This is a genomic window from Enterobacter cloacae complex sp. 302F9 (assembly GCF_050030335.1).
GTDB lineage: Bacteria > Pseudomonadota > Gammaproteobacteria > Enterobacterales > Enterobacteriaceae > Enterobacter > Enterobacter hormaechei_C.
Window position 1 is genome coordinate 1,936,531 of record NZ_JBLGUC010000001.1, and the last position, 23,241, is coordinate 1,959,771.

At 55.0% G+C, this 23,241-nt stretch carries 26 protein-coding genes and 1 other annotated feature; of the genes, 16 read left to right on the top strand and 10 right to left on the bottom strand.

Annotation, left to right across the window (positions count from 1 at the left end; all coding sequences use genetic code 11):
* Positions 1-269: 269 nt before the first annotated feature.
* Together ACQG0T_RS09255 and ACQG0T_RS09260 are read left to right on the top strand one after the other, a co-directional pair.
* Positions 270-1,028, top strand: a complete 759-nt coding sequence (locus tag ACQG0T_RS09255; RefSeq protein ID WP_026080717.1) for a DUF481 domain-containing protein — start codon at positions 270-272, stop codon at positions 1,026-1,028.
* A 263-nt stretch (positions 1,029-1,291) separates the two neighbouring features.
* Positions 1,292-1,525: a hypothetical protein gene (locus ACQG0T_RS09260; RefSeq protein WP_015570736.1), complete on the top strand. Its 234-nt coding sequence runs from the start codon at positions 1,292-1,294 to the stop codon at positions 1,523-1,525.
* Between the two features lie 149 nt (positions 1,526-1,674).
* Here ACQG0T_RS09260 and yniD read toward each other — a convergent pair whose 3' ends face one another.
* Together yniD and yncL are read right to left on the bottom strand one after the other, a co-directional pair.
* Positions 1,675-1,782 (bottom strand): small membrane protein YniD, encoded by a 108-nt coding sequence (gene yniD / locus ACQG0T_RS09265; RefSeq protein WP_003857815.1) that lies wholly within the window; start codon positions 1,780-1,782, stop codon positions 1,675-1,677.
* A gap of 98 nt (positions 1,783-1,880) precedes the next feature.
* Positions 1,881-1,973: a stress response membrane protein YncL gene (yncL, locus tag ACQG0T_RS09270; RefSeq protein WP_271040707.1), complete on the bottom strand. Its 93-nt coding sequence runs from the start codon at positions 1,971-1,973 to the stop codon at positions 1,881-1,883.
* Between the two features lie 321 nt (positions 1,974-2,294).
* On the opposite strand from yncL, the gene thrS reads away from it, so the two are divergent.
* From thrS to selO, 14 genes are all read left to right on the top strand, one after another.
* Positions 2,295-4,223 carry a threonine--tRNA ligase gene (gene thrS / locus ACQG0T_RS09275; protein ID WP_003857814.1) on the top strand — a complete coding sequence of 643 codons (1,929 nt, stop codon included), beginning with the start codon at positions 2,295-2,297 and terminating at the stop codon, positions 4,221-4,223.
* Positions 4,224-4,226: 3 nt separating this feature from the next.
* Positions 4,227-4,769: a translation initiation factor IF-3 gene (infC, locus tag ACQG0T_RS09280; RefSeq protein WP_023616141.1), complete on the top strand. Its 543-nt coding sequence runs from the start codon at positions 4,227-4,229 to the stop codon at positions 4,767-4,769.
* Positions 4,770-4,866: 97 nt separating this feature from the next.
* Entirely contained in the window at positions 4,867-5,064 is a 198-nt protein-coding gene (gene rpmI, locus ACQG0T_RS09285; RefSeq protein WP_001124225.1) for a 50S ribosomal protein L35, read from the top strand.
* 50 nt (positions 5,065-5,114) lie between these two features.
* Positions 5,115-5,471 carry a 50S ribosomal protein L20 gene (gene rplT, locus ACQG0T_RS09290; RefSeq protein ID WP_000124850.1) on the top strand — a complete coding sequence of 119 codons (357 nt, stop codon included), beginning with the start codon at positions 5,115-5,117 and terminating at the stop codon, positions 5,469-5,471.
* Positions 5,472-5,587: 116 nt separating this feature from the next.
* Positions 5,588-5,712: a sequence feature (Phe leader region), on the top strand.
* The gene (gene pheM, locus ACQG0T_RS09295) at positions 5,593-5,637 is read left to right on the top strand and encodes a pheST operon leader peptide PheM (RefSeq protein ID WP_001386830.1); all 45 of its coding nucleotides are present in this window, start codon (positions 5,593-5,595) and stop codon (positions 5,635-5,637) included. Its footprint overlaps the feature before it by 45 nt.
* Positions 5,713-5,774: 62 nt before the next feature.
* On the top strand, positions 5,775-6,758 hold the full coding sequence (gene pheS / locus ACQG0T_RS09300; RefSeq protein WP_003857809.1) for a phenylalanine--tRNA ligase subunit alpha: 984 nt from the start codon (positions 5,775-5,777) through the stop codon (positions 6,756-6,758).
* Between the two features lie 15 nt (positions 6,759-6,773).
* Positions 6,774-9,161 carry a phenylalanine--tRNA ligase subunit beta gene (pheT, locus tag ACQG0T_RS09305; RefSeq protein ID WP_271040708.1) on the top strand — a complete coding sequence of 796 codons (2,388 nt, stop codon included), beginning with the start codon at positions 6,774-6,776 and terminating at the stop codon, positions 9,159-9,161.
* 4 nt (positions 9,162-9,165) lie between these two features.
* Positions 9,166-9,465, top strand: a complete 300-nt coding sequence (ihfA, locus tag ACQG0T_RS09310; protein ID WP_003857805.1) for an integration host factor subunit alpha — start codon at positions 9,166-9,168, stop codon at positions 9,463-9,465.
* Positions 9,466-9,568: 103 nt separating this feature from the next.
* Positions 9,569-10,549, top strand: a complete 981-nt coding sequence (gene btuC, locus ACQG0T_RS09315) for a vitamin B12 ABC transporter permease BtuC (protein WP_017693588.1) — start codon at positions 9,569-9,571, stop codon at positions 10,547-10,549.
* A gap of 33 nt (positions 10,550-10,582) precedes the next feature.
* The gene (locus tag ACQG0T_RS09320; protein ID WP_022650905.1) at positions 10,583-11,134 is read left to right on the top strand and encodes a glutathione peroxidase; all 552 of its coding nucleotides are present in this window, start codon (positions 10,583-10,585) and stop codon (positions 11,132-11,134) included.
* A complete protein-coding gene (btuD, locus tag ACQG0T_RS09325; RefSeq protein ID WP_015570731.1) occupies positions 11,134-11,889 on the top strand; it encodes a vitamin B12 ABC transporter ATP-binding protein BtuD in 756 nt (251 codons plus the stop codon). Before ACQG0T_RS09320 ends, btuD begins: the two co-directional genes overlap by 1 nt.
* 72 nt (positions 11,890-11,961) lie before the next feature.
* Complete coding sequence (locus ACQG0T_RS09330; RefSeq protein WP_015570730.1) at positions 11,962-12,426, top strand: NlpC/P60 family protein; 465 nt, start codon at positions 11,962-11,964, stop codon at positions 12,424-12,426.
* A gap of 293 nt (positions 12,427-12,719) precedes the next feature.
* Positions 12,720-13,433 carry an EAL domain-containing protein gene (locus ACQG0T_RS09335; RefSeq protein WP_023303526.1) on the top strand — a complete coding sequence of 238 codons (714 nt, stop codon included), beginning with the start codon at positions 12,720-12,722 and terminating at the stop codon, positions 13,431-13,433.
* A 61-nt stretch (positions 13,434-13,494) separates the two neighbouring features.
* A complete protein-coding gene (selO, locus tag ACQG0T_RS09340; protein WP_045911640.1) occupies positions 13,495-14,937 on the top strand; it encodes a protein adenylyltransferase SelO in 1,443 nt (480 codons plus the stop codon).
* Here selO and ACQG0T_RS09345 read toward each other — a convergent pair.
* The 8 genes from ACQG0T_RS09345 to ppsR form a co-directional block, all read right to left on the bottom strand.
* Positions 14,934-15,713, bottom strand: coding sequence for a heme ABC transporter ATP-binding protein (locus tag ACQG0T_RS09345; protein ID WP_196277456.1), 780 nt, complete (start codon positions 15,711-15,713; stop codon positions 14,934-14,936). The genes selO and ACQG0T_RS09345 overlap by 4 nt on opposite strands.
* Positions 15,706-16,698 (bottom strand): FecCD family ABC transporter permease, encoded by a 993-nt coding sequence (locus ACQG0T_RS09350; protein WP_271040709.1) that lies wholly within the window; start codon positions 16,696-16,698, stop codon positions 15,706-15,708. The genes ACQG0T_RS09345 and ACQG0T_RS09350 overlap by 8 nt, the downstream gene beginning before the upstream one ends.
* Positions 16,698-17,516, bottom strand: a complete 819-nt coding sequence (locus ACQG0T_RS09355; protein WP_271040710.1) for a heme/hemin ABC transporter substrate-binding protein — start codon at positions 17,514-17,516, stop codon at positions 16,698-16,700. The genes ACQG0T_RS09350 and ACQG0T_RS09355 overlap by 1 nt, the downstream gene beginning before the upstream one ends.
* Positions 17,513-18,541: a hematinate-forming heme oxygenase ChuS gene (gene chuS, locus ACQG0T_RS09360; RefSeq protein ID WP_063849369.1), complete on the bottom strand. Its 1,029-nt coding sequence runs from the start codon at positions 18,539-18,541 to the stop codon at positions 17,513-17,515. The genes ACQG0T_RS09355 and chuS overlap by 4 nt, the downstream gene beginning before the upstream one ends.
* A 35-nt stretch (positions 18,542-18,576) precedes the next feature.
* Complete coding sequence (locus ACQG0T_RS09365; protein WP_271040711.1) at positions 18,577-20,559, bottom strand: TonB-dependent hemoglobin/transferrin/lactoferrin family receptor; 1,983 nt, start codon at positions 20,557-20,559, stop codon at positions 18,577-18,579.
* Positions 20,560-20,635: 76 nt separating this feature from the next.
* Positions 20,636-20,824 carry a hemin uptake protein HemP gene (gene hemP / locus ACQG0T_RS09370; protein WP_271040712.1) on the bottom strand — a complete coding sequence of 63 codons (189 nt, stop codon included), beginning with the start codon at positions 20,822-20,824 and terminating at the stop codon, positions 20,636-20,638.
* Between the two features lie 209 nt (positions 20,825-21,033).
* Positions 21,034-22,080, bottom strand: coding sequence for a 3-deoxy-7-phosphoheptulonate synthase AroH (gene aroH / locus ACQG0T_RS09375; RefSeq protein ID WP_049134190.1), 1,047 nt, complete (start codon positions 22,078-22,080; stop codon positions 21,034-21,036).
* Between the two features lie 150 nt (positions 22,081-22,230).
* Positions 22,231-23,064: a posphoenolpyruvate synthetase regulatory kinase/phosphorylase PpsR gene (gene ppsR, locus ACQG0T_RS09380; RefSeq protein WP_017384644.1), complete on the bottom strand. Its 834-nt coding sequence runs from the start codon at positions 23,062-23,064 to the stop codon at positions 22,231-22,233.
* Positions 23,065-23,241: the final 177 nt, after the last annotated feature.

Consider the following 23,241-nt stretch of genomic DNA (forward strand, 5'->3'; position numbering starts at 1 on the left):
TTAAGCCTGGCACCGTTTGGCAGGAAGGCAACGTAAATAACAGTATGATTTTAAATATGAATGCTGACAAATAACCTGCGCCGGGCATATAAAATAAAACACGTTTTGGGATCGTTCTTATTCAAAAAATGAAAGAAGAAAATATTGCTATGTTATTTGCGGCTTTTTATAATTTGTTACCTTTCTATGGTCGCCTTGTCATTGATCCGCAAGAAAGTTTCCGAGACCGTGACGGTCTCTTTTTATGTTGTACGGACTCCTTAAATAAAATGAAGCTTTTGAAGACAGTACCCGCAGCACTGATGCTGGCGGGTGGCGTATTTGCGTCACTGAATGCAACCGCCGATGATACCGTTTTTACTGTCATGGACGATCCCTCCACTGCCAAAAAACCCTTTGAAGGTAACGTGAATGCCGGGTATCTGGCGCAATCCGGTAATACGAAAAGCTCCTCCCTGACCGCAGACAGCACCCTGACCTGGTACGGCAACACCACGGCCTGGTCGCTGTGGGGAAATGCCAGCAACACCTCTGCTAACGATCAACGCTCATCGGAGAAATACGCGGTAGGCGGACGTAGCCGATACAACATGACCGATTATGACTACCTGTTCGGGCAGGCGAGTTGGCTGACTGACCGCTACAACGGCTATCGCCAGCGTGATGTCGTGACTGCGGGTTATGGTCGTCAGTTCCTCAATGGGCCGGTGCACAGCCTGCGTTTTGAATTCGGTCCGGGTGTCCGTTACGACGAGTACACCAACGGCGAAGATGAAACCCAGCCGCTGGGTTATGCATCGGGCACCTATGCATGGCAGATGACGGACAACGCAAAATTCACCCAGGGTGTGTCGGTGTTTGGTGCTGAAGATACAACGCTGAACTCAGAAAGTGCGTTGAATGTGGCCATCAACGAACACTTTGGACTCAAGGTGGCGTACAACGTAACCTGGAACTCATCCCCACCTGATTCTGCGCCGGAACATACCGATCGCCGAACCACGATTTCTTTAGGTTATAAAATGTAATATCGTCGGGCCGGGATTATTCTCGGCCCGTTTTTTATTTTCTGAAACTGTGCTTATTTATATTAAACGGCGTTTTAAAATAATGGGTCTGGTTTCATCTTCATAATTTCTCCATAATTAGCCGACCAGGGCTTATTCAGTTTATTTGACACGAATTGATAAATAATTTGACTAGGCAAGAATGTGATCCAGATCTACACTTACGGCACAGGCGAAAAACTCGCCTCAGGCATATCGCATTAAATAAGTATGAGAATAAAATTATGAAAAAAATCAAAACCGCTACAGCAGCGATGGTGCTTTCCGCACTTTCATTTGGCGTATTTGCTGCTGATAATATGACGCAACCTGCCAGTGACGTTAACAGCCCAATCGGGATCGCTAAAGCCTCGGATGTAGAAGCAGGCTCCAACATTGCCCCTGGCTCTCAGTCTACCGGCCAGTCAATGAATGATGCATTTGATGTACACAAGCTGGTGGCGGGTGAGTGGTCCTGATATTTCAACTGCCACGTGTGACGGAATATATACGCTGTCACAGCCTGTCGAAAACCGGATTATGACGTACCGGTTTTGGACCATAAATTATCGTAAAGATAGTTAAGATTTATTCAGTAAATTCATGGCACGTTTTCGCTGACAAAATATTAGCCCCAGATCATTGCGGCCCAGCGCAGCAGCAACATCGCGCCGCAAATAGCAATTAACACCACGACCATTTTCCAGTGCTTCACGGCAAATCTTTTTGTTGGCATAACCTAATCCTTGTCAGTTGATACCCTTAGTCTACCAAAATCTGCGCCAGAAAGCGCTCAACCCTGGACAATAGGTTATGCCGGAACACCGGTTCGGCTTAAAACCAATGGAATCTGTCAGACAGAATCAATACCAGGCAAGCAGCGGAAAGTAGATTCAATATCACAACGGTTCTGCTGGATACATTCATGTGATACCCCTTCGATGTTTAAGGACCAAGTCAAGAATAGCTCAGCACTTTCGGATTGCGAGCCTCCGTCAGCAAAAGTTCATGAATGCAGACAAAAGGATGAACGGTTCAAACGGTCGCAGAAGGTGCATTCGCCCTTTCAATAGTGTTACCATTACCCTGCTTGCCGTAAATTCGCATTTATCTGAATCGGCAGGTGCATGATGACGAACCAATTTGACGATTGTTGGTCAGATGGTTTCGTAATCTACTGTTTAATCACGATTATTTTCTTTGTATATGCTCTTATGTGTGGGGCATCACTGCAAATAAGGATATAAAATGCCTGTAATTACTCTTCCTGATGGCAGCCAACGCCATTTCGACCATGCTGTTAGCCCAATGGATGTTGCCCTGGATATCGGTCCTGGACTTGCAAAAGCAACCATCGCAGGTCGCGTAAACGGTGAGCTGGTAGACGCGTCCGATCTGATTGAAAGCGATGCAACGCTTGCGATCATCACCGCGAAAGACGAAGAAGGTCTGGAGATCATTCGTCACTCCTGTGCGCACCTGTTAGGCCATGCTATTAAGCAGCTGTGGCCAAACACCAAAATGGCGATCGGCCCGGTTATCGACAACGGTTTCTACTACGACGTTGACCTTGACCACACCCTGACTCAGGAAGATATCGACGCGCTCGAGAAACGAATGCACGAGCTCGCCGAAACCAACTATGACGTCATTAAGAAGAAAGTCAGCTGGCACGAAGCGCGTGAAACCTTCGTGAAGCGCGGCGAGAGCTACAAAGTCTCGATTCTTGATGAAAACATCGCTCATGATGACAAGCCTGGCTTGTACCATCACCAGGAATACGTCGACATGTGCCGTGGACCGCACGTGCCGAACATGCGCTTCTGTCATCACTTCAAACTGATGAAAATCGCAGGCGCTTACTGGCGTGGCGACAGCAACAACAAAATGTTGCAGCGTATTTATGGTACCGCGTGGGCCGATAAGAAGGCCCTGAACGCGTACCTGCAACGCCTGGAAGAGGCGGCTAAGCGTGACCACCGTAAAATCGGTAAGCAGCTTGACCTGTATCATATGCAGGAAGAAGCGCCGGGGATGGTGTTCTGGCATAACGACGGCTGGACTATCTTCCGTGAACTGGAAACGTTCGTGCGCTCCAAGCTGAAAGAGTACCAGTACCAGGAAGTGAAAGGCCCGTTCATGATGGACCGTGTGCTGTGGGAAAAAACCGGCCACTGGGACAACTACAAAGATGCGATGTTCACCACTTCGTCTGAGAACCGTGAATACTGCATCAAGCCAATGAACTGCCCGGGCCACGTTCAGATCTTCAACCAGGGTCTGAAATCCTACCGCGATCTGCCGCTGCGTATGGCGGAATTCGGTAGCTGCCACCGTAACGAGCCATCAGGTGCGCTGCACGGTCTGATGCGTGTTCGTGGCTTTACTCAGGATGATGCGCATATCTTCTGTACTGAAGATCAGGTCCGTGAAGAAGTTAACGCCTGTATTCGTATGGTCTACGATATGTACAGCACCTTTGGCTTCGAGAAGATCGTGGTCAAACTCTCAACGCGTCCGGAAAAACGTATCGGCAGCGATGAGACATGGGATCGCGCAGAGGCGGATCTCGCCGTCGCGCTGGAAGAGAACGGTATTCCGTTCGAATACCAGCTGGGCGAGGGCGCATTCTACGGTCCGAAAATTGAATTTACCCTGTATGACTGCCTCGATCGCGCATGGCAGTGCGGAACGGTACAGCTGGACTTCTCCCTGCCGCAGCGTTTAAGCGCCTCTTATGTTGGCGAAGACAACGAGCGTCAGGTGCCGGTTATGATTCACCGTGCGATTCTCGGTTCACTGGAGCGCTTCATCGGCATCCTGACCGAAGAGTTCGCGGGCTTCTTCCCAACCTGGCTTGCGCCAGTGCAGGTAGTGGTGATGAACATTACCGATTCTCAGGCGGATTACGTTAAAGAATTGACGCAGAAACTACAAAATGCGGGCATTCGCGTAAAAGCAGACTTGAGAAATGAGAAGATTGGCTTTAAAATCCGCGAGCACACTTTACGTCGTGTCCCGTATATGTTGGTCTGTGGTGATAAAGAGGTGGAAGCAGGCAAAGTTGCCGTTCGCACCCGCCGTGGTAAAGACCTGGGGAGCCTGGACGTAAGTGAAGTGATTGAGAAGCTGCAACAAGAGATTCGCAGCCGCAGTCTTCAACAACTGGAGGAATAAGGTATTAAAGGCGGAAAACGAGTTCAAACGGCACGTCCGAATCGTATCAATGGCGAGATTCGCGCCCAGGAAGTTCGCTTAACAGGTCTGGAAGGCGAGCAGCTGGGGATTGTGAGTCTGAGAGAAGCGATCGAAAAGGCTGAAGAAGCTGGAGTAGATTTAGTTGAAATCAGCCCTAACGCCGAACCGCCAGTTTGTCGTATCATGGACTACGGCAAGTTCCTTTATGAAAAGAGTAAGTCTTCTAAGGAACAGAAGAAGAAGCAAAAAGTTATCCAGGTTAAGGAAATTAAATTCCGTCCTGGTACCGACGATGGCGATTATCAGGTAAAACTCCGCAGCCTGATTCGCTTTCTGGAAGATGGCGATAAGGCCAAGATCACGCTGCGTTTCCGCGGTCGTGAGATGGCCCACCAACAGATTGGTATGGAAGTGCTTAACCGCGTCCGTGACGATCTGAGTGAACTGGCAGTAGTCGAATCCTTCCCTACGAAGATCGAAGGCCGCCAGATGATCATGGTGCTCGCTCCTAAGAAGAAACAGTAAGGCCTTCAAGCAGCAAAATCTGTGGAGCCTTCGGGCCCCATAGGTTTTGTTCGCCTATGTTTCGTTTATTTAACAATGCGAAGTGGAAGTTATTAAAATGCCAAAAATTAAGACCGTACGCGGTGCTGCTAAGCGCTTCAAAAAAACCGGTAAAGGTGGTTTTAAGCACAAGCACGCTAACCTGCGTCACATTCTGACTAAGAAAGCTACCAAGCGTAAACGTCACCTGCGTCCAAAAGCCATGGTTTCTAAAGGCGATCTGGGCCTGGTCATCGCGTGCCTGCCGTACGCATAAGTCGTTAACGTTTAACTTTTTTAACTTAGAATAGATACAGGAGAGCACACATGGCTCGCGTAAAACGTGGTGTAATTGCACGTGCACGTCACAAGAAAATTTTGAAACAAGCTAAAGGCTACTACGGTGCGCGTTCACGCGTATACCGCGTTGCCTTCCAGGCTGTTATCAAAGCAGGTCAGTACGCTTACCGTGACCGTCGTCAGCGTAAGCGTCAGTTCCGTCAACTGTGGATTGCGCGTATCAACGCAGCAGCACGTCAGAACGGTATTTCTTACAGCAAATTCATCAACGGCCTGAAAAAAGCCTCTGTTGAAATCGACCGTAAGATCCTGGCTGACATCGCAGTATTCGACAAAGTAGCGTTCACCGCTCTGGTCGAAAAAGCGAAAGCAGCACTGGCATAAGCCAGTTGAGAGAGGGGGCTTTGCCTCCTCTTTTCATTTAACACCATCAGAAGATTGACATTTATCCGTGCAGGCTTTTCAATAAGGTCTAACGGTTTTTACCCTACAAGGTAACGCAAGCATGAATGCTGCTATTTTCCGCTTCTTCTTTTACTTTAGCACCTGACTTCAGGAGGCTAGCGCGTGAAAGATGAAACGAAAAACAGCGCCAGATAAGCCTCCCGATGGAGGCTTTTTTTGTGCCTGAAGTTAAGAGAATACGTCCAACAATTCGGTGTCTGCACCGACATAATGAGGAAAACCATGTCACATCTCGCAGAGCTGGTTGCCAGTGCAACGGCCGCCATTAACCAGGCCTCAGATGTTGCCGCGTTAGACAATGTCCGCGTCGAATATCTGGGCAAGAAAGGGCATTTGACCCTTCAGATGACTACCCTGCGTGAACTGCCAGCAGAGGAGCGCCCGGCAGCCGGTGCAGTGATTAACGAAGCCAAAGAGCAGGTACAGCAGGCGCTGAACGCGCGTAAAGCCGAGCTGGAAAGCGCAGTACTGAATGCGCGTCTGGCGGCAGAAACGATTGACGTTTCTCTGCCGGGTCGTCGTATTGAAAACGGCGGTCTGCATCCGGTGACTCGTACTATCGATCGTATTGAAAGTTTCTTCGGTGAGCTCGGCTTTACCGTGGCGACTGGCCCGGAAATTGAAGATGATTACCACAACTTCGATGCCCTGAACATTCCTGGCCATCATCCGGCACGTGCTGACCACGACACTTTCTGGTTTGACGCTACCCGTCTGCTGCGTACTCAGACTTCCGGCGTTCAGATCCGTACCATGAAGGAGCAGGAGCCGCCAATCCGCATCATCGCGCCGGGTCGCGTATACCGTAACGACTACGATCAGACCCACACCCCAATGTTCCACCAGATGGAAGGTCTGATTGTTGATAAAAACATCAGCTTTACCAACCTGAAAGGCACGCTGCACGATTTCCTGAACAACTTCTTTGAGGAAGATTTGCAGGTTCGCTTCCGCCCGTCCTACTTCCCGTTCACCGAACCGTCTGCGGAAGTTGACGTGATGGGTAAAAACGGCAAATGGCTGGAAGTGCTGGGCTGCGGCATGGTGCATCCAAACGTGCTGCGCAACGTGGGTATCGATCCGGAAGTGTATTCCGGCTTTGCGTTCGGTATGGGTATGGAGCGTCTGACCATGCTGCGCTACGGCGTAACCGATTTACGTGCGTTCTTCGAAAACGATCTGCGTTTCCTCAAACAGTTTAAATAAGGGCAGGACAGAACAATGAAATTCAGTGAACTGTGGTTACGCGAATGGGTGAACACCACGCTGGACAGCGACGCGCTTTCCAACCAGATCACCATGGCGGGTCTGGAAGTTGACGGTGTAGAGCCGGTTTCTGGCGCCTTCACCGGCGTGGTCGTGGGCGAAGTGGTTGAATGCGGTCAGCACCCTAACGCTGACAAACTGCGCGTAACAAAAGTCAATGTGGGCGGTGACCGTCTGCTGGATATCGTCTGCGGTGCGCCAAACTGCCGTCAGGGCCTGAAAGTGGCCGTGGCGACCGTCGGTGCGGTGCTGCCGGGCGATTTCAAAATCAAAGCGGCTAAGCTGCGCGGTGAGCCGTCTGAAGGCATGCTGTGCTCCTTCTCCGAACTGGGTATTTCCGACGATCACTCCGGCATTATTGAACTGCCGCAGGATGCGCCAGTTGGTACGGATATCCGCGAATACCTGAAGCTTGATGACAACACCATCGAAATCAGCGTAACGCCAAACCGTGCTGACTGTTTAGGCATCATCGGTGTGGCCCGCGACGTGGCCGTGCTCAACCAGACTGAACTGAACGTGCCGGAGATCGCTCCGGTTGAGGCAACCATCAGTGACGTGCTGCCGATACAGGTAGACGCGCCTGAGGCCTGCCCACGCTACCTCGGTCGTGTGGTGAAAGGTATTAACGTTAAAGCGCCAACCCCGCTGTGGATGAAAGAGAAACTGCGTCGCTGCGGTATCCGTTCTATCGATGCGGTCGTCGACGTCACCAACTATGTTCTGCTGGAGCTGGGCCAGCCAATGCACGCCTTTGATAAAGATCGTATCGAAGGTGGGATCGTCGTGCGCATGGCGAAAGAGGGCGAAACCCTGGTTCTGCTGGACGGCAGCGAAGCGAAACTGAACGCTGACACCCTGGTGATTGCCGATCACAACAAAGCGCTGGCGATGGGCGGGATCTTCGGCGGCGAGCACTCTGGCGTCAACGACGAGACGCAAAACGTCCTGCTGGAATGCGCGTTCTTCAGCCCGCTCTCCATCACCGGCCGCGCACGCCGTCACGGTCTGCACACTGATGCTTCTCACCGCTACGAGCGTGGCGTGGATCCTGCGCTGCAATACAAAGCGATGGAGCGTGCGACTCGCCTGCTGATCGACATCTCCGGCGGCGAAGCGGGTCCGGTTATCGATGTGACCAACGAAGCGACGCTGCCGAAGCGTGCGACCATTACCCTGCGCCGCAGCAAACTGGATCGTCTGATTGGTCACCACGTTGCCGATGCGCAGGTGACCGACATTCTGACGCGTCTGGGCTGCGAAGTTACTGAGGGTCAGGACGAGTGGAAAGCCGTTGCGCCGTCCTGGCGTTTTGACATGGAGATCGAGGAAGATCTGGTGGAAGAAGTGGCCCGCGTTTACGGCTACAACAACATCCCTGACGAGCCGGTGCAGGCGGGTCTGGTGATGGGCAGCCATCGCGAGGCCGATCTGTCTTTGAAGCGTGTGAAAACCATGCTGAACGACAAAGGCTACCAGGAAGTGATCACCTACAGCTTCGTTGATCCTAAGCTGCAACAGCTGATCCACCCGGGTCAGGAAGCGCTGATCCTGCCAAGCCCGATTTCCAGCGAGATGTCAGCGATGCGTCTGTCCCTGTGGACGGGGCTGCTGGGTACTATCGTTTATAACCAGAACCGTCAGCAAAACCGCGTGCGTATTTTCGAAAGCGGTTTGCGCTTTGTACCGGATACTCAGGCGAATTTAGGCATCCGTCAGGATCTCATGCTGGCCGGCGCCATCAGCGGTAACCGCTTTGAAGAGCACTGGGACCTGGCAAAAGGGACGGTTGATTTCTACGATATGAAGGGCGATCTGGAAGCGATTCTCGATCTGACCGGTAAATTATCCGAAATTGAATTCCGCGCAGAAGCGATTCCAGCCCTGCATCCGGGTCAGAGTGCGGCGATCTATTTAGACGGCAAACGTGTTGGTTTCATTGGGGTTGTTCACCCGGAACTGGAACGTAAGCTGGATCTGAATGGCCGTACCATCGTATTCGAACTGGAGTGGAACCCGGTTGCAGACCGCGTCATTCCTCAGGCGCAGGACGTCTCCCGCTTCCCGGCAAACCGCCGTGATATCGCGGTTGTGGTCGCTGAAAATGTGCCCGCAGCAGATATTTTGGCCGAATGTAAGAAAGTTGGCGTAAATCAGGTAGTTGGCGTAAACTTATTTGACGTGTACCGCGGCAAGGGCGTAGCAGAAGGTTTCAAGAGCCTCGCTATTAGCCTTATCCTTCAGGATACCAGCCGTACACTCGAAGAAGAGGAGATTGCCGCTACCGTCGCCAAATGTGTAGAGGCATTAAAAGAGCGATTCCAGGCATCATTGAGGGATTGAACCTATGGCGCTTACAAAAGCTGAAATGTCAGAATATCTGTTTGATAAGCTTGGGCTTAGCAAACGGGATGCCAAAGAGCTGGTAGAGCTGTTTTTCGAAGAGATCCGTCGTGCTCTGGAAAATGGTGAGCAGGTTAAACTCTCCGGTTTTGGCAATTTTGATTTGCGAGACAAAAACCAACGTCCGGGCCGTAACCCGAAGACGGGGGAAGATATTCCCATTACAGCCCGCCGCGTGGTGACCTTCAGACCCGGACAGAAGTTAAAAAGCCGTGTCGAAAACGCAACGCCCAAAGCAGAGTAATATGAACTAACTAAAAAGGCCGCTCACGCGGCCTTTTTTCTTTGCGCTATTTGCTAAACCCGCCGTAAAATCAATGATATCTCAACCGGATAACCTATCGTCTATGCTTGATCTTGCCCGCCGCCAGCACCGCTCCGATCTTCGCCGCCTGTGTCTGCTCGGGGTGCTGTTGATTGTCGCCACCACCGTCAGCCTGTGTGCGGGCGATCGGTGGCTGGGGCCGGAAAGCTGGTTTACGCCTGAAGGACAGCTCTTTGTCTGGCAGATCCGCCTGCCGCGGACGTTGGCTGTCCTTTTAGTCGGCGCTGCGCTGGCGCTGTGCGGCACGATCATGCAGGCATTATTTGAAAACCCTCTGGCGGAACCCGGGCTTCTCGGGGTCTCGAATGGCGCAGGCGTCGGGCTTATCGCCGCCGTGATGCTGGGGGGAGGCGAGCTCTCCGGCTGGGGGATTAGCCTCAGCGCCATCCTTGGCGCGCTGTTGATAACCCTTATCCTTCTGCGCTTTGCCCGCCGCCACTTATCCACCAGTCGGCTGCTGCTTGCCGGGGTAGCGTTGGGGATCATCTGTAGTGCGCTGATGACCTGGGCCGTCTACTTCTCCACCTCCTTCGATCTGCGCCAGCTAATGTACTGGATGATGGGGGGATTTGGGGGTGTTGACTGGCGTCAGGGGTGGCTGATGGTGCTCCTGATCCCGGTCATCCTGTGGACGGCGTTCCAGGCGCAGCCTCTTAATATTCTCGCGCTGGGCGAAACGTCTGCTCGCCAGCTCGGGATGCCGATTGGATTCTGGCGCAACGTGCTGGTTATCGCCATTGGCTGGATGGTAGGCGTAAGCGTGGCGCTGGCGGGGGCGATTGGCTTTATTGGGCTGGTGATCCCGCATATGCTGCGCCTGTGCGGCATTACGGACCACCGAACCCTGCTCCCGGCCTCGGCGGTTGCCGGGGCGGCAACGCTGCTGGTTGCCGATATCATCGCCCGGCTCGCCCTGACGGCCGCTGAGTTGCCCATAGGCGTGGTGACCGCAACGCTGGGCGCGCCGGTCTTTATCTGGCTACTATTAAAAGCTGGACGTTAAAACACAACCTGTAAGTCAACCTGAGGGAATGCTATGCAGTCTGATATTCTGAATACCGAAGTGACGACCATTGACGGCGAGAAAACCACGCTGGAAGGCTACAAGGGCAAGGTGCTGCTCATCGTGAACGTGGCGTCGAAATGTGGCCTTACGCCGCAGTATGAACAGCTGGAAAACATTCATAAAGCCTGGGAAAAAGACGGCTTTACCGTACTCGGCTTCCCGTGCAACCAGTTCCTGGGCCAGGAGCCGGGCAGCGAAGAGGAGATTAAGACCTTTTGCAGCACAACCTATGGCGTGACGTTCCCGATGTTCAGCAAAATTGATGTGAACGGGGAAAATCGTCATCCGCTGTATGCCAAACTGGTGGCCGCGGCGCCGACCGCCGTTGCGCCTGAAGAGAGTGGTTTCTATGAGCGTATGGCAAGTAAAGGCCGCGCGCCGCTCTATCCGGATGATATTCTGTGGAACTTCGAAAAATTCCTGATTGGCCGTGACGGTCAGGTCGTGCAGCGTTTTTCGCCTGACATGACGCCTGAAGATCCTATCGTGATGGAATCAATTAAGCTGGCGCTGGCAAAATAATGACGCTGCTGATGCAGCTCACGGACGTTGCCGGCAAGGGGCGTCTTGAGCCTGTTACCGCCGAAGTCAACGCAGGTGAAATCCTTCACCTGGTTGGGCCAAACGGCGCCGGAAAAAGCACGCTACTGGCGTGCATGGCGGGGCTGACCACCGGGGAAGGAAAGATTACCTTTCTCGGGCAATCGCTCGTCGACTGGCTACCCGCTACACTTGCCTCCCGTCGAAGCTATCTGGTTCAGCAGCAGGTTCCGCCCTTTGCGATGCCCGTCTGGCACTACCTGACGCTGCATCTGCCTGACAAAAATCAGGTGGGATTGCTCAACGAGGTTGCTGCGGCACTCGGGTTAGACGACAAGCTTACCCGGCAGGCAAATCAGCTTTCCGGCGGCGAGTGGCAGCGCGTGCGTCTGGCGGCCGTTATCCTTCAGATCCATCCGGCGGGAAATCCTCACGGGCGGTTGCTGCTGCTGGACGAGCCGATGAGTGGGCTGGACGTTGCCCAACAGGCAGCGCTGGATACCCTGCTCAGCGCGCTGTGTCGCAAGGGGATTGCCATTGTGATGAGCAGCCATGATTTAAACCATACGTTGCGCCACGCGCATCGGGTGTGGTTGCTGGCGCGTGGCAAGCTGATTGCCAGCGGAACGCGCGACAGCGTGCTGACGGCCGCCAATCTTGCGAGCGCTTACCACATGTCGTTCCGGAGGCTGGATATTGAAGGCCACAAGATGCTCATTTCCACGGCGCAGGAATAACCTTTCTTGCACAGCTGCATAGATGCACGCTAAATTACCGAAAGAACAAAAAAAGCAGAGGATTCGTCTGAAATGCGATTCTGGTTTCTCCTTGTTGCGGCGCTCTTTCTTGCAGGATGCAGCAGCCATCGTGCACCTCCGCCCAACCCACGGCTTTCCGATTCCATTACGGTCATTGCCAGCCTGAACGATCAGCTCAGCAACTGGCGCGGCACACCTTATCGCTACGGCGGCATGAGCCGGGGCGGGGTGGATTGCTCGGGATTCGTGCTGATGACCTTCCGCGATAAATTTGACCTCCAGCTTCCGCGTGAAACGCGTATGCAGGCGAAAATCGGCACTGAAATTGATAAAGACGAGCTCCTGCCCGGCGATCTGGTCTTTTTTAAAACGGGCTCCGGTGAAAGCGGCCTTCATGTCGGCATCTATGATACCGATAATCAGTTCATTCATGCCTCGACCAGCCGTGGCGTGATGCGCTCCTCTCTGGATAATGTTTACTGGCGTAAAAATTTCTGGCAGGCCAGACGTATTTAACCGCTGCATAAAAATGCAGTGCGGAGGGCCTGGCGGTGAAAATAGACGTCAGGCTTTTCTTGCGGGTTGATTAAAGTTAAATTTTTTGCCCAATTATTTATGTCCGCATGTGCCTGTTTTATCTAAAACTGGCTATTATTCAATAACCAGGATAAAATTAATTTAGATTCAGGGAAAAATCTGAAAATTAATACGGAAAGAATGAAATTAATCTTATTAAAATCAAGACAGTGGAATTGTGCCTGCAATTGCTCCAGGATGTTCTCTCTCATCTTTAATGCAGGACAAGCGCGATGATTATTACGCTAGATAATGCTTACCAGTCTGAACTTTTACTCCTTCCGGCGCGTGATAGTGCAGGTTTGCTTAAAGGTTTAGAGATTTTGGTTAACTTTACTGGCGTGGGTGCGGACGTACGGATCCCGACTGAACTGGTTATCCCACATCTTTCTCAGGAAGATGAATTAGCGCTGTTTCAGGAGAAACTGCAATTACTCGATACCTGTAAGCTATTTTTTATTCAGCATCAGTTAATTGCATGGATCAATATTACACCTGCAATTGTTGAGTTTTTATTAACTAATGAGAACGCTGTTTCAATCCTCGAGCGTTATCCGTTTCTTGAGTTTACTGTTAATGAGAACTATCCAGGTTTAAATAACGGGAAAGACGATCCCTGTCTGGCAAGAATGGCGATCCATTTCCCCTTAGTACTGGCTAACTTTGGTGCAGGGGCATCTTCCCTTAAACCGGTTTATGATGGTCTGTTCAAACGGGTGATTCTGGATAAAAACTTTATCCAGCAGCGCGCGTCGGCACTCTCGTTTGAGCCTTTTATGCGCGCCATTCTCTGGCAGATCGCGCCGCATTGTCAGTCGGTCATGGTCTCGGGAATTGACGATCACGGCATCTTACAACGCGTGCTGCCCTTCAATTTCGGTGCAATGCAGGGAAGCCTGTGGCCTGCCGTCCCGGCAGAGCGGGTCACGACTCTCGTTCAGCAATAACCCCTTTCTTCGCCCGTGTTTACGTCCAGGGAAACCCTCTACACTTAAAGCAGGAGGACTTATGACCCTGTCTTTTACTGCTCACTGGCACGATGAATTACCCGGCTTTTACACCGCGCTTAAGCCAACGCCATTACAGAACGCGCGTCTTATCTGGCATAACGATGCATTAGCGGATTCGCTGGGCATCCCTTCGACGCTTTTTCAGCCAGAAAAAGGCGCCGGCGTCTGGGGCGGCGAAACGCTGCTCCCGGGCATGAAGCCGCTGGCTCAGGTCTACAGCGGACATCAGTTTGGCGTCTGGGCGGGACAGCTCGGCGATGGCCGCGGCATCCTGCTGGGTGAACAACTTCTGCCGAATGGCGAAACGCTCGACTGGCACCTGAAAGGGGCAGGGCTAACCCCGTACTCACGCATGGGAGATGGCCGCGCGGTGCTGCGTTCAACCATCCGTGAAGGTCTGGCTTCCGAGGCGATGCATGCCCTGGGGATCCCCACCTCACGCGCGCTGTCCATTGTCACCAGCGACACGCCGGTGGCCCGTGAAACGATGGAGCAGGGAGCGATGCTGGTCCGCGTGGCGGAAAGCCATCTGCGTTTCGGTCATTTTGAACACTTCTACTATCGCCGCGAGCCGGATAAGGTCCGCCAGCTTGCCGATTACGCCCTTCGCCGTCACTGGCCGCACCTGCAAAACGAGCCGGACCGCTATGTTCTCTGGTTCCGTGATATTGTCGCGCGCACTGCCGCAATGATTGCCCGCTGGCAGGCCGTCGGCTTTGCCCACGGGGTGATGAATACCGACAACATGTCCCTGTTAGGGCTGACGTTTGACTACGGACCGTACGGCTTCCTTGATGACTATCAGCCGGGTTACATCTGTAACCATTCGGACTATCAGGGGCGTTACCGTTTCGACAACCAGCCTGCGGTGGGGCTGTGGAACCTTCAGCGGCTTGCGCAAAGCCTGTCGCCGTTTATCAATGTCGATGCCCTGAACGATGCGCTGGACAGCTATCAGGAGGTCCTGCTGCGGGAATATGGTGTGTTAATGCGCAACAAGCTGGGGCTGAAGACGCAGGAAAAAGGCGATAACGCGCTGTTGAATGGGCTGTTTGCCATCATGGCGCGTGAAGGCAGCGACTATACCCGAACCTTCCGTATGCTGAGCCAGACCGCGCAGCAGAGCGCCGCGTCACCGCTGCGCGACGAGTTCATCGATCGTCAGGCGTTTGATGACTGGTTTGCCGTTTACCGGACGCGTTTACAGCAGGAACAGATTGATGACGATACCCGCCAGGCGCGGATGAAGGCGGTTAACCCGGCGATGGTGTTGCGCAACTGGCTGGCGCAGCGGGCCATTGAGCAGGCAGAGCAGGGGGATTATACCGAGCTGCATCGGCTGCATATCGCCCTGCGCACGCCGTTTGCCGACCGGGAGGATGACTATGTCAGCCGCCCGCCGGACTGGGGCAAGCGGCTGGAAGTGAGCTGCTCAAGCTAAGGGGCGAGAAAAACCTGCGGTGCGGCGTGCGCCGGATGTCTGCCGACGTGCACCTGCGCACCGTACCAGTGTGCCAGCGCGTCGGCCTGCAAAACCGTCTCCGGTATGCCCTGAGAAACAATCCTGCCGTTGTGTAACAGCAGGATCCGGTCCGACCATAATGCGGCAAGATTGAGATCGTGCAGCACCACGCAGGCGTGAAGATGGCCCTGACGGGTCAGCGATTTCAACAGGCGCAGCAGATGCTGCTGGTGGTAGAGATCCAGCGCTGAAGTGGGTTCGTCGAGAAACAGCCAGCCGCGCGGCGTTCCGTCACGCCACAGCTGCGCCAGCGCGCGGGCGAGCTGGACGCGCTGCTGTTCGCCGCCGGAGAGGGCATGGTAACGCCTGTCGGCCAGCGGCAGGCAACCGGTCAGCTGCAACACCTCACGCACAATCGACGGTTCCGGGTGACGCGTCCAGGGCGCACGCCCCATGCCAACGATCTCCTCCACCTGCCAGTCAAATCCAGGCTGAGACTGCTGGCGCATCACTGCCCGATAGCGGGACAGCGTCTGCGGATGCCATTCATCCAGCGCTTTTCCCGCCAGCGAACAGCCGCCGCTGTCGGGTTTCAGGTAGCCGGTCAGCAGCCGCAGCAGCGTGGATTTCCCCGCGCCGTTGGGGCCGATCAATGTAACCAGCTCTCCCTGCGACAGTGACAGCGAAACGTTATCTGTCAGCGTGCGGCCAGATCGGGTAAAAGTAAGATTTTCAGCCGTATAACGTTCAGCCATGCTGTTCTCCACGACGAAAAATGAGCCATAAGAACCAGGGAGCACCAAGGATACTGGTGAGCAGGCCGACCGGCATTTCTGCCGGAGCGACCAGGGTGCGCGCGACCGTATCCGCCACCAGCAGCAGTAATGCGCCCGCGAGTACCGTGCCGGGGAGGGTTGCCCGGTGATCGGCGCCCAGCCACATGCGCATCAGGTGCGGCACCACGAGTCCGACAAAGCCAATCACGCCGCTGACGGCGACAGCCGCAGCGACCAGCAGGGCGCTGCATAACAGTAAAATTCGCTGTACAAGGGTAACGTCCACGCCAAGGTAATGCGCTTCCTCTTCACCCAGTTGCAGTAAATTTAATGCGCTGGCACAACGCCAGATCGCCAGAACGGCAGGCACCATCAGCGAGGTCACGGCGAGCAGCGTTGACCACTGTGCCTGACCAAGACTTCCCATTCCCCAGAGTGAAAGCTGACGCAGCTGGGCGTCATTGCTGACCCACGAAAGCACACCCACTGCCGCACCGCACAGGGCATTGATGGCGATACCCACCAGCAACAGACGTGACAGAGAGGGGTCACGCTGCTTGCTGAGCAGGAAGATCACGCCAGTGGCTGCCAGCGCCCCAAGAAATGCCGCCAGCATAGGGGCGTAAAGCATCACCAGCGCAGGCAGCGAGAGCGGGAGCACCACCCACAGGGCGACGGCCAGCGCCGCACCGCTGCTGATCCCGAGCAGGCCCGGGTCGGCCAGTGGATTGCGGAACAGCCCCTGCATGACGCAGCCGGCGAGCGCCAGCGATCCGCCAATCACCAGCGCCAGCAGTACGCGGGGCAGACGGATGGTAAGCCAGATCTGGCGTAGTGTCTCATCGCTGCCGCTCCACAGCACGTTCACCGGCAGGCGTAACGCCCCAAAACCGGTGGCCATGAACGTCATGACGGTAAGCAACCCCGCCAGAAGCCATAACGATAACGTGATGCGCCGGGACATCAGGGCAGTTGCTCCGCTCTGGCACGCAGCTGTTGTATGGTTTTCGGCGTGCGGACGCTGAAGCCCAGCAGGGCCATATCATCAATAGCCAGCATCTGCTTGCTTCGTCCCGCTGGCGTTTGCGCCAGGCCGGGCAGTTTCCACAGATTTTCTTCGCCGCCCAGCGCGTTAAGACCGTCCTGCGAAATCACCACCAGATCCGGCTGGCTGGCCATCACCCCCTCCTGGGAAAGCGGCTGATAGCGGGTAAAGCCCTGCATGGCGTTCTGCAACCCGGCGGCGCGTATTGCCGCATCCGCGCCGGTCTGTTGCCCGGCCGCCATTGCGGTCATTCCGCCGTGGCTGAGGATAAACAGCACCCGCTTGTTGAGCGGTGTTGAGGGCAGTGCCGCCAGCGCCTGACGCAGCGAGTTGCGCAGGGTTTCCCCTTGCGCCTCATGATGCGTCGCCTGAGCTATCACCCGTACTTTTTCGTCAATCGCGCGCAGGTCAGGCGTGCCGGGAACGGTAACCACCCGGACGTGGCTCTGTTCAACCTGTTTCAGCGCCAGAGAGGGCTGCGCCTGGTCGCTTGCCAGCACCAGCGTCGGGCGTACGGACAAAATCCCCTCCGCATTCAGCTGGCGAAGATACCCCACGTCAGGCAGCGCGTTTGTCGCCTGCGGCCACTGGCTGGTACTGTCGCGCGCAACCAGAGAAGACTCCGCGCCGAGGGCGTAGACGATCTCCGTCACGTCGCCGCCGAGGGCGACAATTCTCTCCGGCGCGGCGACGGCGACCAGCGGCAGGGCGCAGAGCAGGGCGAACCAGTTTTTCATGCGGCCAGTCCTTCTGGCGTCAGGGCGTCAATCTGGCGGCGCCACTGGCTCTGCTCAGGCTCGCCTTCGGTACGCTGCCCGTAGAGCTGGGCGATCTGAGTTCCGTCCGCAGCAAACAGCTCCAGGCTGGTAACGTGTCCGTCCGCCGTAGGCTTGCGCGTTACCCACGTCTCGGCGATAGTCTCCTCCAGCAGATGCAGGGTAAAGGTTGGGTTGAAGATGTTCAGCCAGCCCTTCATGGGCGTCAGTTTTTCCACCACACCGGTGAAGATCTGCACGCAGCCGCGGTTGCCGACGAAGATCATGATTTCGTTTCCGTCCTGTCGCGCCGTCTCCAGCAGCTGTGCCAGCGCGCTGTTATCCACCTTACAGGCCAGATCGTCACTCACCAGACGAAACGCCTGCTGGCGGCTCAGGTTATGGCGCTTCAGTAAGCTAAAGAACTGATGCACATCGGTCATGGCGCGCCACTCTTTCTCCACCGATCCTGCATCAGCACCGTCGGAATGCGCAGGGGCATCGACAGCCTTCAGTGCCAGAGTGGGGTTATCGGCAATGATAAAACGGGTCAGCACGTCGCCCCAGGCGGCAACGTCGGTGTGATCCGTGGTGTAGACCTTCAGTAAAGCGTCGCCCTGATGATCGAAGAACTGAATGCTCTGACGTTCGCCGCGGGAGGTCGTTTCACTTATGTGAAACGCGCTCGCCCACTGGTTGAGGAACAAACGCAGATCCAGCGCGCGCGGATTCAGCACCAGCCCGGCGTGGCCGCCGAGGTGCTGGTGAGTAAACGCCCCGACCTGCTCGTGAACGGCGTATTCGTTACGGCAGATGCATTTGGTTTCCCCCACCGACTCCAGCGCTGCCAGAATCTCACGGATTTCACCGCGCAGCCGCCAGGCGTCGTGTCCAACGCGCGCAAATGCCAGCTCTGCTTCGCTGATGTGCATTAATCCGGCGATATCACGGGCGTACTTACCCGGATGTTCTTCTTTAAGCTCAAGCCAGCGTGTGTAGTGACCCATAATCTTATCCTTCTGAATCGTTGCCCCGAAGGGAATTACCATTGATAACTGACGAAGATCTTGCCGTTGCGGCCATCCTGCGGGATGCCTTGTGGTGACCAGTAGGCTTTGTCGAAGGCGTTCCCCAGCACGAGGGTGGTGGTGATGCCTTTAAACTGCTGCTGACCTTTATAGCTGACGTAGAAATCATTCACTGCGTAGCCAGGCTGCTCGCTGTAGCTGCTGCTGATGTGCGTTGAACGTTCGACGAAGGTGCCGATCCAGCCCACGGAGAAGCCGCTTTGCGCCACGGGGATATCCAGCTTGCTGGTGACGGTGTCCGGGTTGATGCTGGAGATGTATTCGCCCGTGTCGGTATCTTTCCCGCGCGTGCGGTTGTAGGCCACGTCCAGGTTGAACAGACTGGTCGCGTAGGTCGCCATCATGTCCCAGCCCCAGATTTTGGCATTTGGTACGTTATAGGACATGGTGGTGGCCGCCGCAAAATCGACGGTAGTGGAGATGTAATCTTTCGCTTTGGTGTCGAAGTAGCTGGCTTTGAACTCCAGCGCGTCGTTGGCGAGCAGCAGATCGTCAAAACGTAGCCCAAAACCGAACTCCTGGGTTTCGTTAGTTTCCGGACGCAGGTTCGGGTTCGGCACCCAGTAGTTGGTGTAGAAGCTGCCGATAGAGAAGTGCTTCGAGTCGTTATACATCTCGCCCATCGTTGGCGCGCGGAAGGCCTGGGCGTAAGAGCCGAACAGCATCAGCCAGTCGGCTGGACTCACGGTTAACCCGGCGCGTGATGACCACTTATCCGCATCCACGTCGTCGTAACCGTCGCTGCTGCCGCGGTAGTTGTCGTAACGCGTCCCGCCGAGAAGCGTTACCGGCAGGTCGCGCAGAGTGATCTCATCCTGCAACCAGCCGGAGCTGAAGTCGATTTTCGCGTCCGGGAAGCCGGTGGTCGCGCCGCCAGGGTGTTGCTCCTGACGATAGTATTCCCCGCCGTAGGTCAGCAGGTGCGAGGCGAAGGAGTCGCTGAACAGGCGGGTGCGGTTTTCCACTTTGCCGCCTTTGGTAGTCTGCTTACGGAACTCGCCGCTGGCGTCGACGTTCTGGGCGTTGATCCGCGCTTCGGACCAGTAAATTTTCGCATCGGCGTTCAGCCAGTCGTTTCCGGCTGGCGCAATGCGGTAGCCAAGCTGGGCATCGCGCTGAATGGTGGAACGATCGGTCATCGGGTTACTGCTGCTGGCATCCGTGGTCTGCGGATTTTTCGGCTCCTGCGCGTCGTTGTTGTAGTAGCGCAGAGAGCCGCTCAGCGTCTGCGCCGGATCGATTTTCCAGCTGCCTTTCGCCAGCATATTGTTGATGGATTCGTCGTTTGGCGCCCTCGCGCCGTCACTCTGGCGAATGTCGCCGCGATCGCGGCTGGACCAGGAGACCAGACCGTCCAGGGTATCGGTGCGGCCATAGGCGCTGGCACCCATCCCGATGCTGTGATCGCCCGTTGCACCGGTAGCAAATACGCGATAGCCGCTGTTTTTACCTGCATCCAGCAGATCGTTGGCGTCGACGGTGTCATACGAAATTACGCCGCCCAGCGCGCCGCTGCCGTACAGCAAGGCGGAAGGACCACGTACTACTTCAATACGTTTGATCAGCGCCGGATCGAGGAACGTGCTGTTCAGGTGTCCGGTATCAGTGCCCTGGCGCACGCCATCCACCAGTATCAGCACGCCACGGCGGTCATAGCCCCGGAGGTTAACGTCCTGACCGTTGGTGCGCCCGGTGCCATCCAGCGTCAGACCGGGCACCTTGCGCAGCAGGTCGGCGGCGGAGCTGGCGGTCTGGTTTTCCGGCGCGGTGGCGTCAATCACGCTCACCATCATGGGGGCTTCAAAGGCGCTGCGGGCATTGCCGGTGGCGGTGACGGTGATCTCGTCTGCGGCGGCAAACGTAACGCCCGGCAGGGTGCTGACAATCGCCAGCGCCAGAAGAGACGGGCGTAAAGACGCGGATTGCAGGTGTGGCATAGCAACTCTCCATAAGAATTGAAAAGCGCTGGCTGCCTGGGGATCACCTGGGTGGCTGGCGAATGTGTTGTCTGGTTTATTTAGTCAGGATCAGTTTTCCGGCATTGGTCTGGCGCAGCAGGTAGTGCTGGCCGTCATGCTCGATAATGACCCGTCCCTCCTCACCCAACAGGCTTTTGCTGTCGATTCGGCGATCGGTGGGAGCAGTGGACGGTGCTGTGTGTGTTTTTGTTGGCGTTGCCGCGCTGTTATCGGTAGGTGACATAATGTTTATAAATAACAATCAATGTAACAATGATAATCATCATCAATAAACTGCAAATTCACGGCAAGCGTTTTTGTGAAAATTGTGTGACGGGATCAAATTTGGGGGAGAGGGGCGGTCTGATGCCCTCACCCCGACCCTCTCCCACGGGGAGAGGGAGAAGGGCACGTACCGTAGGCCGGGTAAGCGCAGCGTCACCCGGCAGGATTTTAAAAGCGTGTGTCCACGGCTGAAGCCAGCTTCTCCAGCAGCAGCTCGCTGTCTTCCCAGCTCAGGCACGGGTCGGTGATTGACTGGCCGTAGACCATTTGCTGTCCGGCGACGATTTTCTGCGTGCCTTCTTTGATAAAACTCTCCGCCATAATTCCTGCAATGGCGGTCGAGCCGCTGCGGATCTGCTGGCAAACTTCCTCGCAGACGTCCAGCTGGCGGCGGTGCTGTTTCTGACAGTTGCCGTGGCTGAAATCCACCACCAGATGCTCCGGCAGGTCAAATTCCGCCAGCGTTTCGCAGGCGGCGGCAATATCTTCTGCATGGTAATTCGGTTTTTTACCGCCACGCATAATGATATGTCCGAACGGGTTGCCGCTGGTCTGGTAGATGGTCATCTGGCCGTTTTTATCCGGGGAGAGGAACATATGGCTGGCGCGTGACGCGCGGATGGCATCTACGGCAATTCGGGTATTGCCGTCCGTTCCGTTTTTGAAGCCCACCGGGCAGGAAAGCGCCGACGCCATTTCACGGTGGATCTGGCTTTCGGTGGTACGTGCGCCAATCGCGCCCCAGCTAATGAGGTCGGCAATAAACTGTCCGGTCACCATATCCAGAAATTCGGTGGCAGTTGGCACGCCCAGCTCGTTAACCTGTAACAGCAGCTTGCGCGCCAGCGTAATACCGTGATTCACCCGGTAGCTACCGTTCAGATCGGGATCGGAAATCAATCCTTTCCAGCCCACGACGGTACGCGGCTTTTCAAAGTAGGTACGCATCACGATCTCCAGGCGATCCTGATACGTGCCGCGCAGCGTCTGAAGGCGTTGTGCATAATCCATTGCCGCGTCGAGGTCGTGGATGGAGCAGGGGCCAATCACCACCAGAAGACGTTTGTCTTCACCATTGAGAATTTTTTCGATGCGGCGACGGGAGGCCGTCACATGGTCCGCCACCTCGGCGGATACGGGATGCAGCAGGGCCAGTTCAGCCGGTGTGACCAGGCTATCAATGCGCGCGGTGCGCAGTTCGTCGGTTTTGTTCATGGAATGTCTCAGAAATTTTTTGCTTCATCGGCAGACTACCGGGAAGTGATGGGCATCACCTTAAACCAATCCCTGCTGATTTCAAGTTCGGGGCACGTCGCCCCGAAGATGGCGTGATAATAACTGAAACTGGATTAATGTACTAGCATATTAGTACATGCGGCGATTCAGCCCCATGATATCGAGGATTTTGGTGGCAATTTCTTCTACTGAATAGTTGGTACTGTTCAGCCAGGGAATTTGATTTTTCCGGTACAGCGCTTCGACTTCGGAGACTTCCATTCGGCACTGGCGCATCGAGGCGTAGCGGCTGTTCTCGCGACGTTCTTCGCGGATCGCTGCCAGTCGTTCCGGGTTGATGGTCAGCCCAAACAGCTTATGCTGGAGCGGCTTGAGCGCGGCGGGCAGCACCAGGTTATCCATATCATCGGCAATAAAGGGGTAGTTGGCGGCACGAATGCCAAACTGCATGGCCAGGTAAAGGCTGGTGGGGGTTTTACCGCAGCGCGACACGCCGAGCAAAATCACCTGCGCCTGGTCGAGATTGCGTAGCGAGATCCCGTCGTCGTGCGCCAGGGTGTAGTCAATGGCGGCAATACGCGCATCGTATTTGGTCAGGTTACCGGGGTTCAGCCCGTGGGTACGGTGGGCGATCGGCGTCGGGTCGAGCTTCAGCTCGCTTTGCAAGGGAGCAACCAGCGCCTGCACGATGTCCTGACAGAAGCCCTCGCTTTGCAAAATGATGTTGCGGATCTCAGGGATCACAATGGAATAGAACACCAGCGGACGAACGCCGGTCTGCTGGTAAATGGCGTCGATCTGGTCCTTGACCGCTTTGGCCCGGCTCTCATTTTCCACGAACGGCAACGTGATGCTGTTTATCGATACCGGAAACTGCGACATCACCGCGTGTCCCAGCACCTCGGCGGTTATCGCCGTCCCATCAGAAATATAAAAAACGTGGCGATCGACAGCATTATCCATTTTATCCACCCTGAATAGCGTACGTAATTGCCTGAAAGCATAAATTAAAAAAGTTAATTTCACAGCAAAGAACTTATCTGAATTTAAAATGAAATGGTGTTTTTGATTTTCCTGAAAAGTGGATTTCATTTTTCGAATAGCGGCTTTATTTCTATGGTTTTTGCCGGAATCTATAGG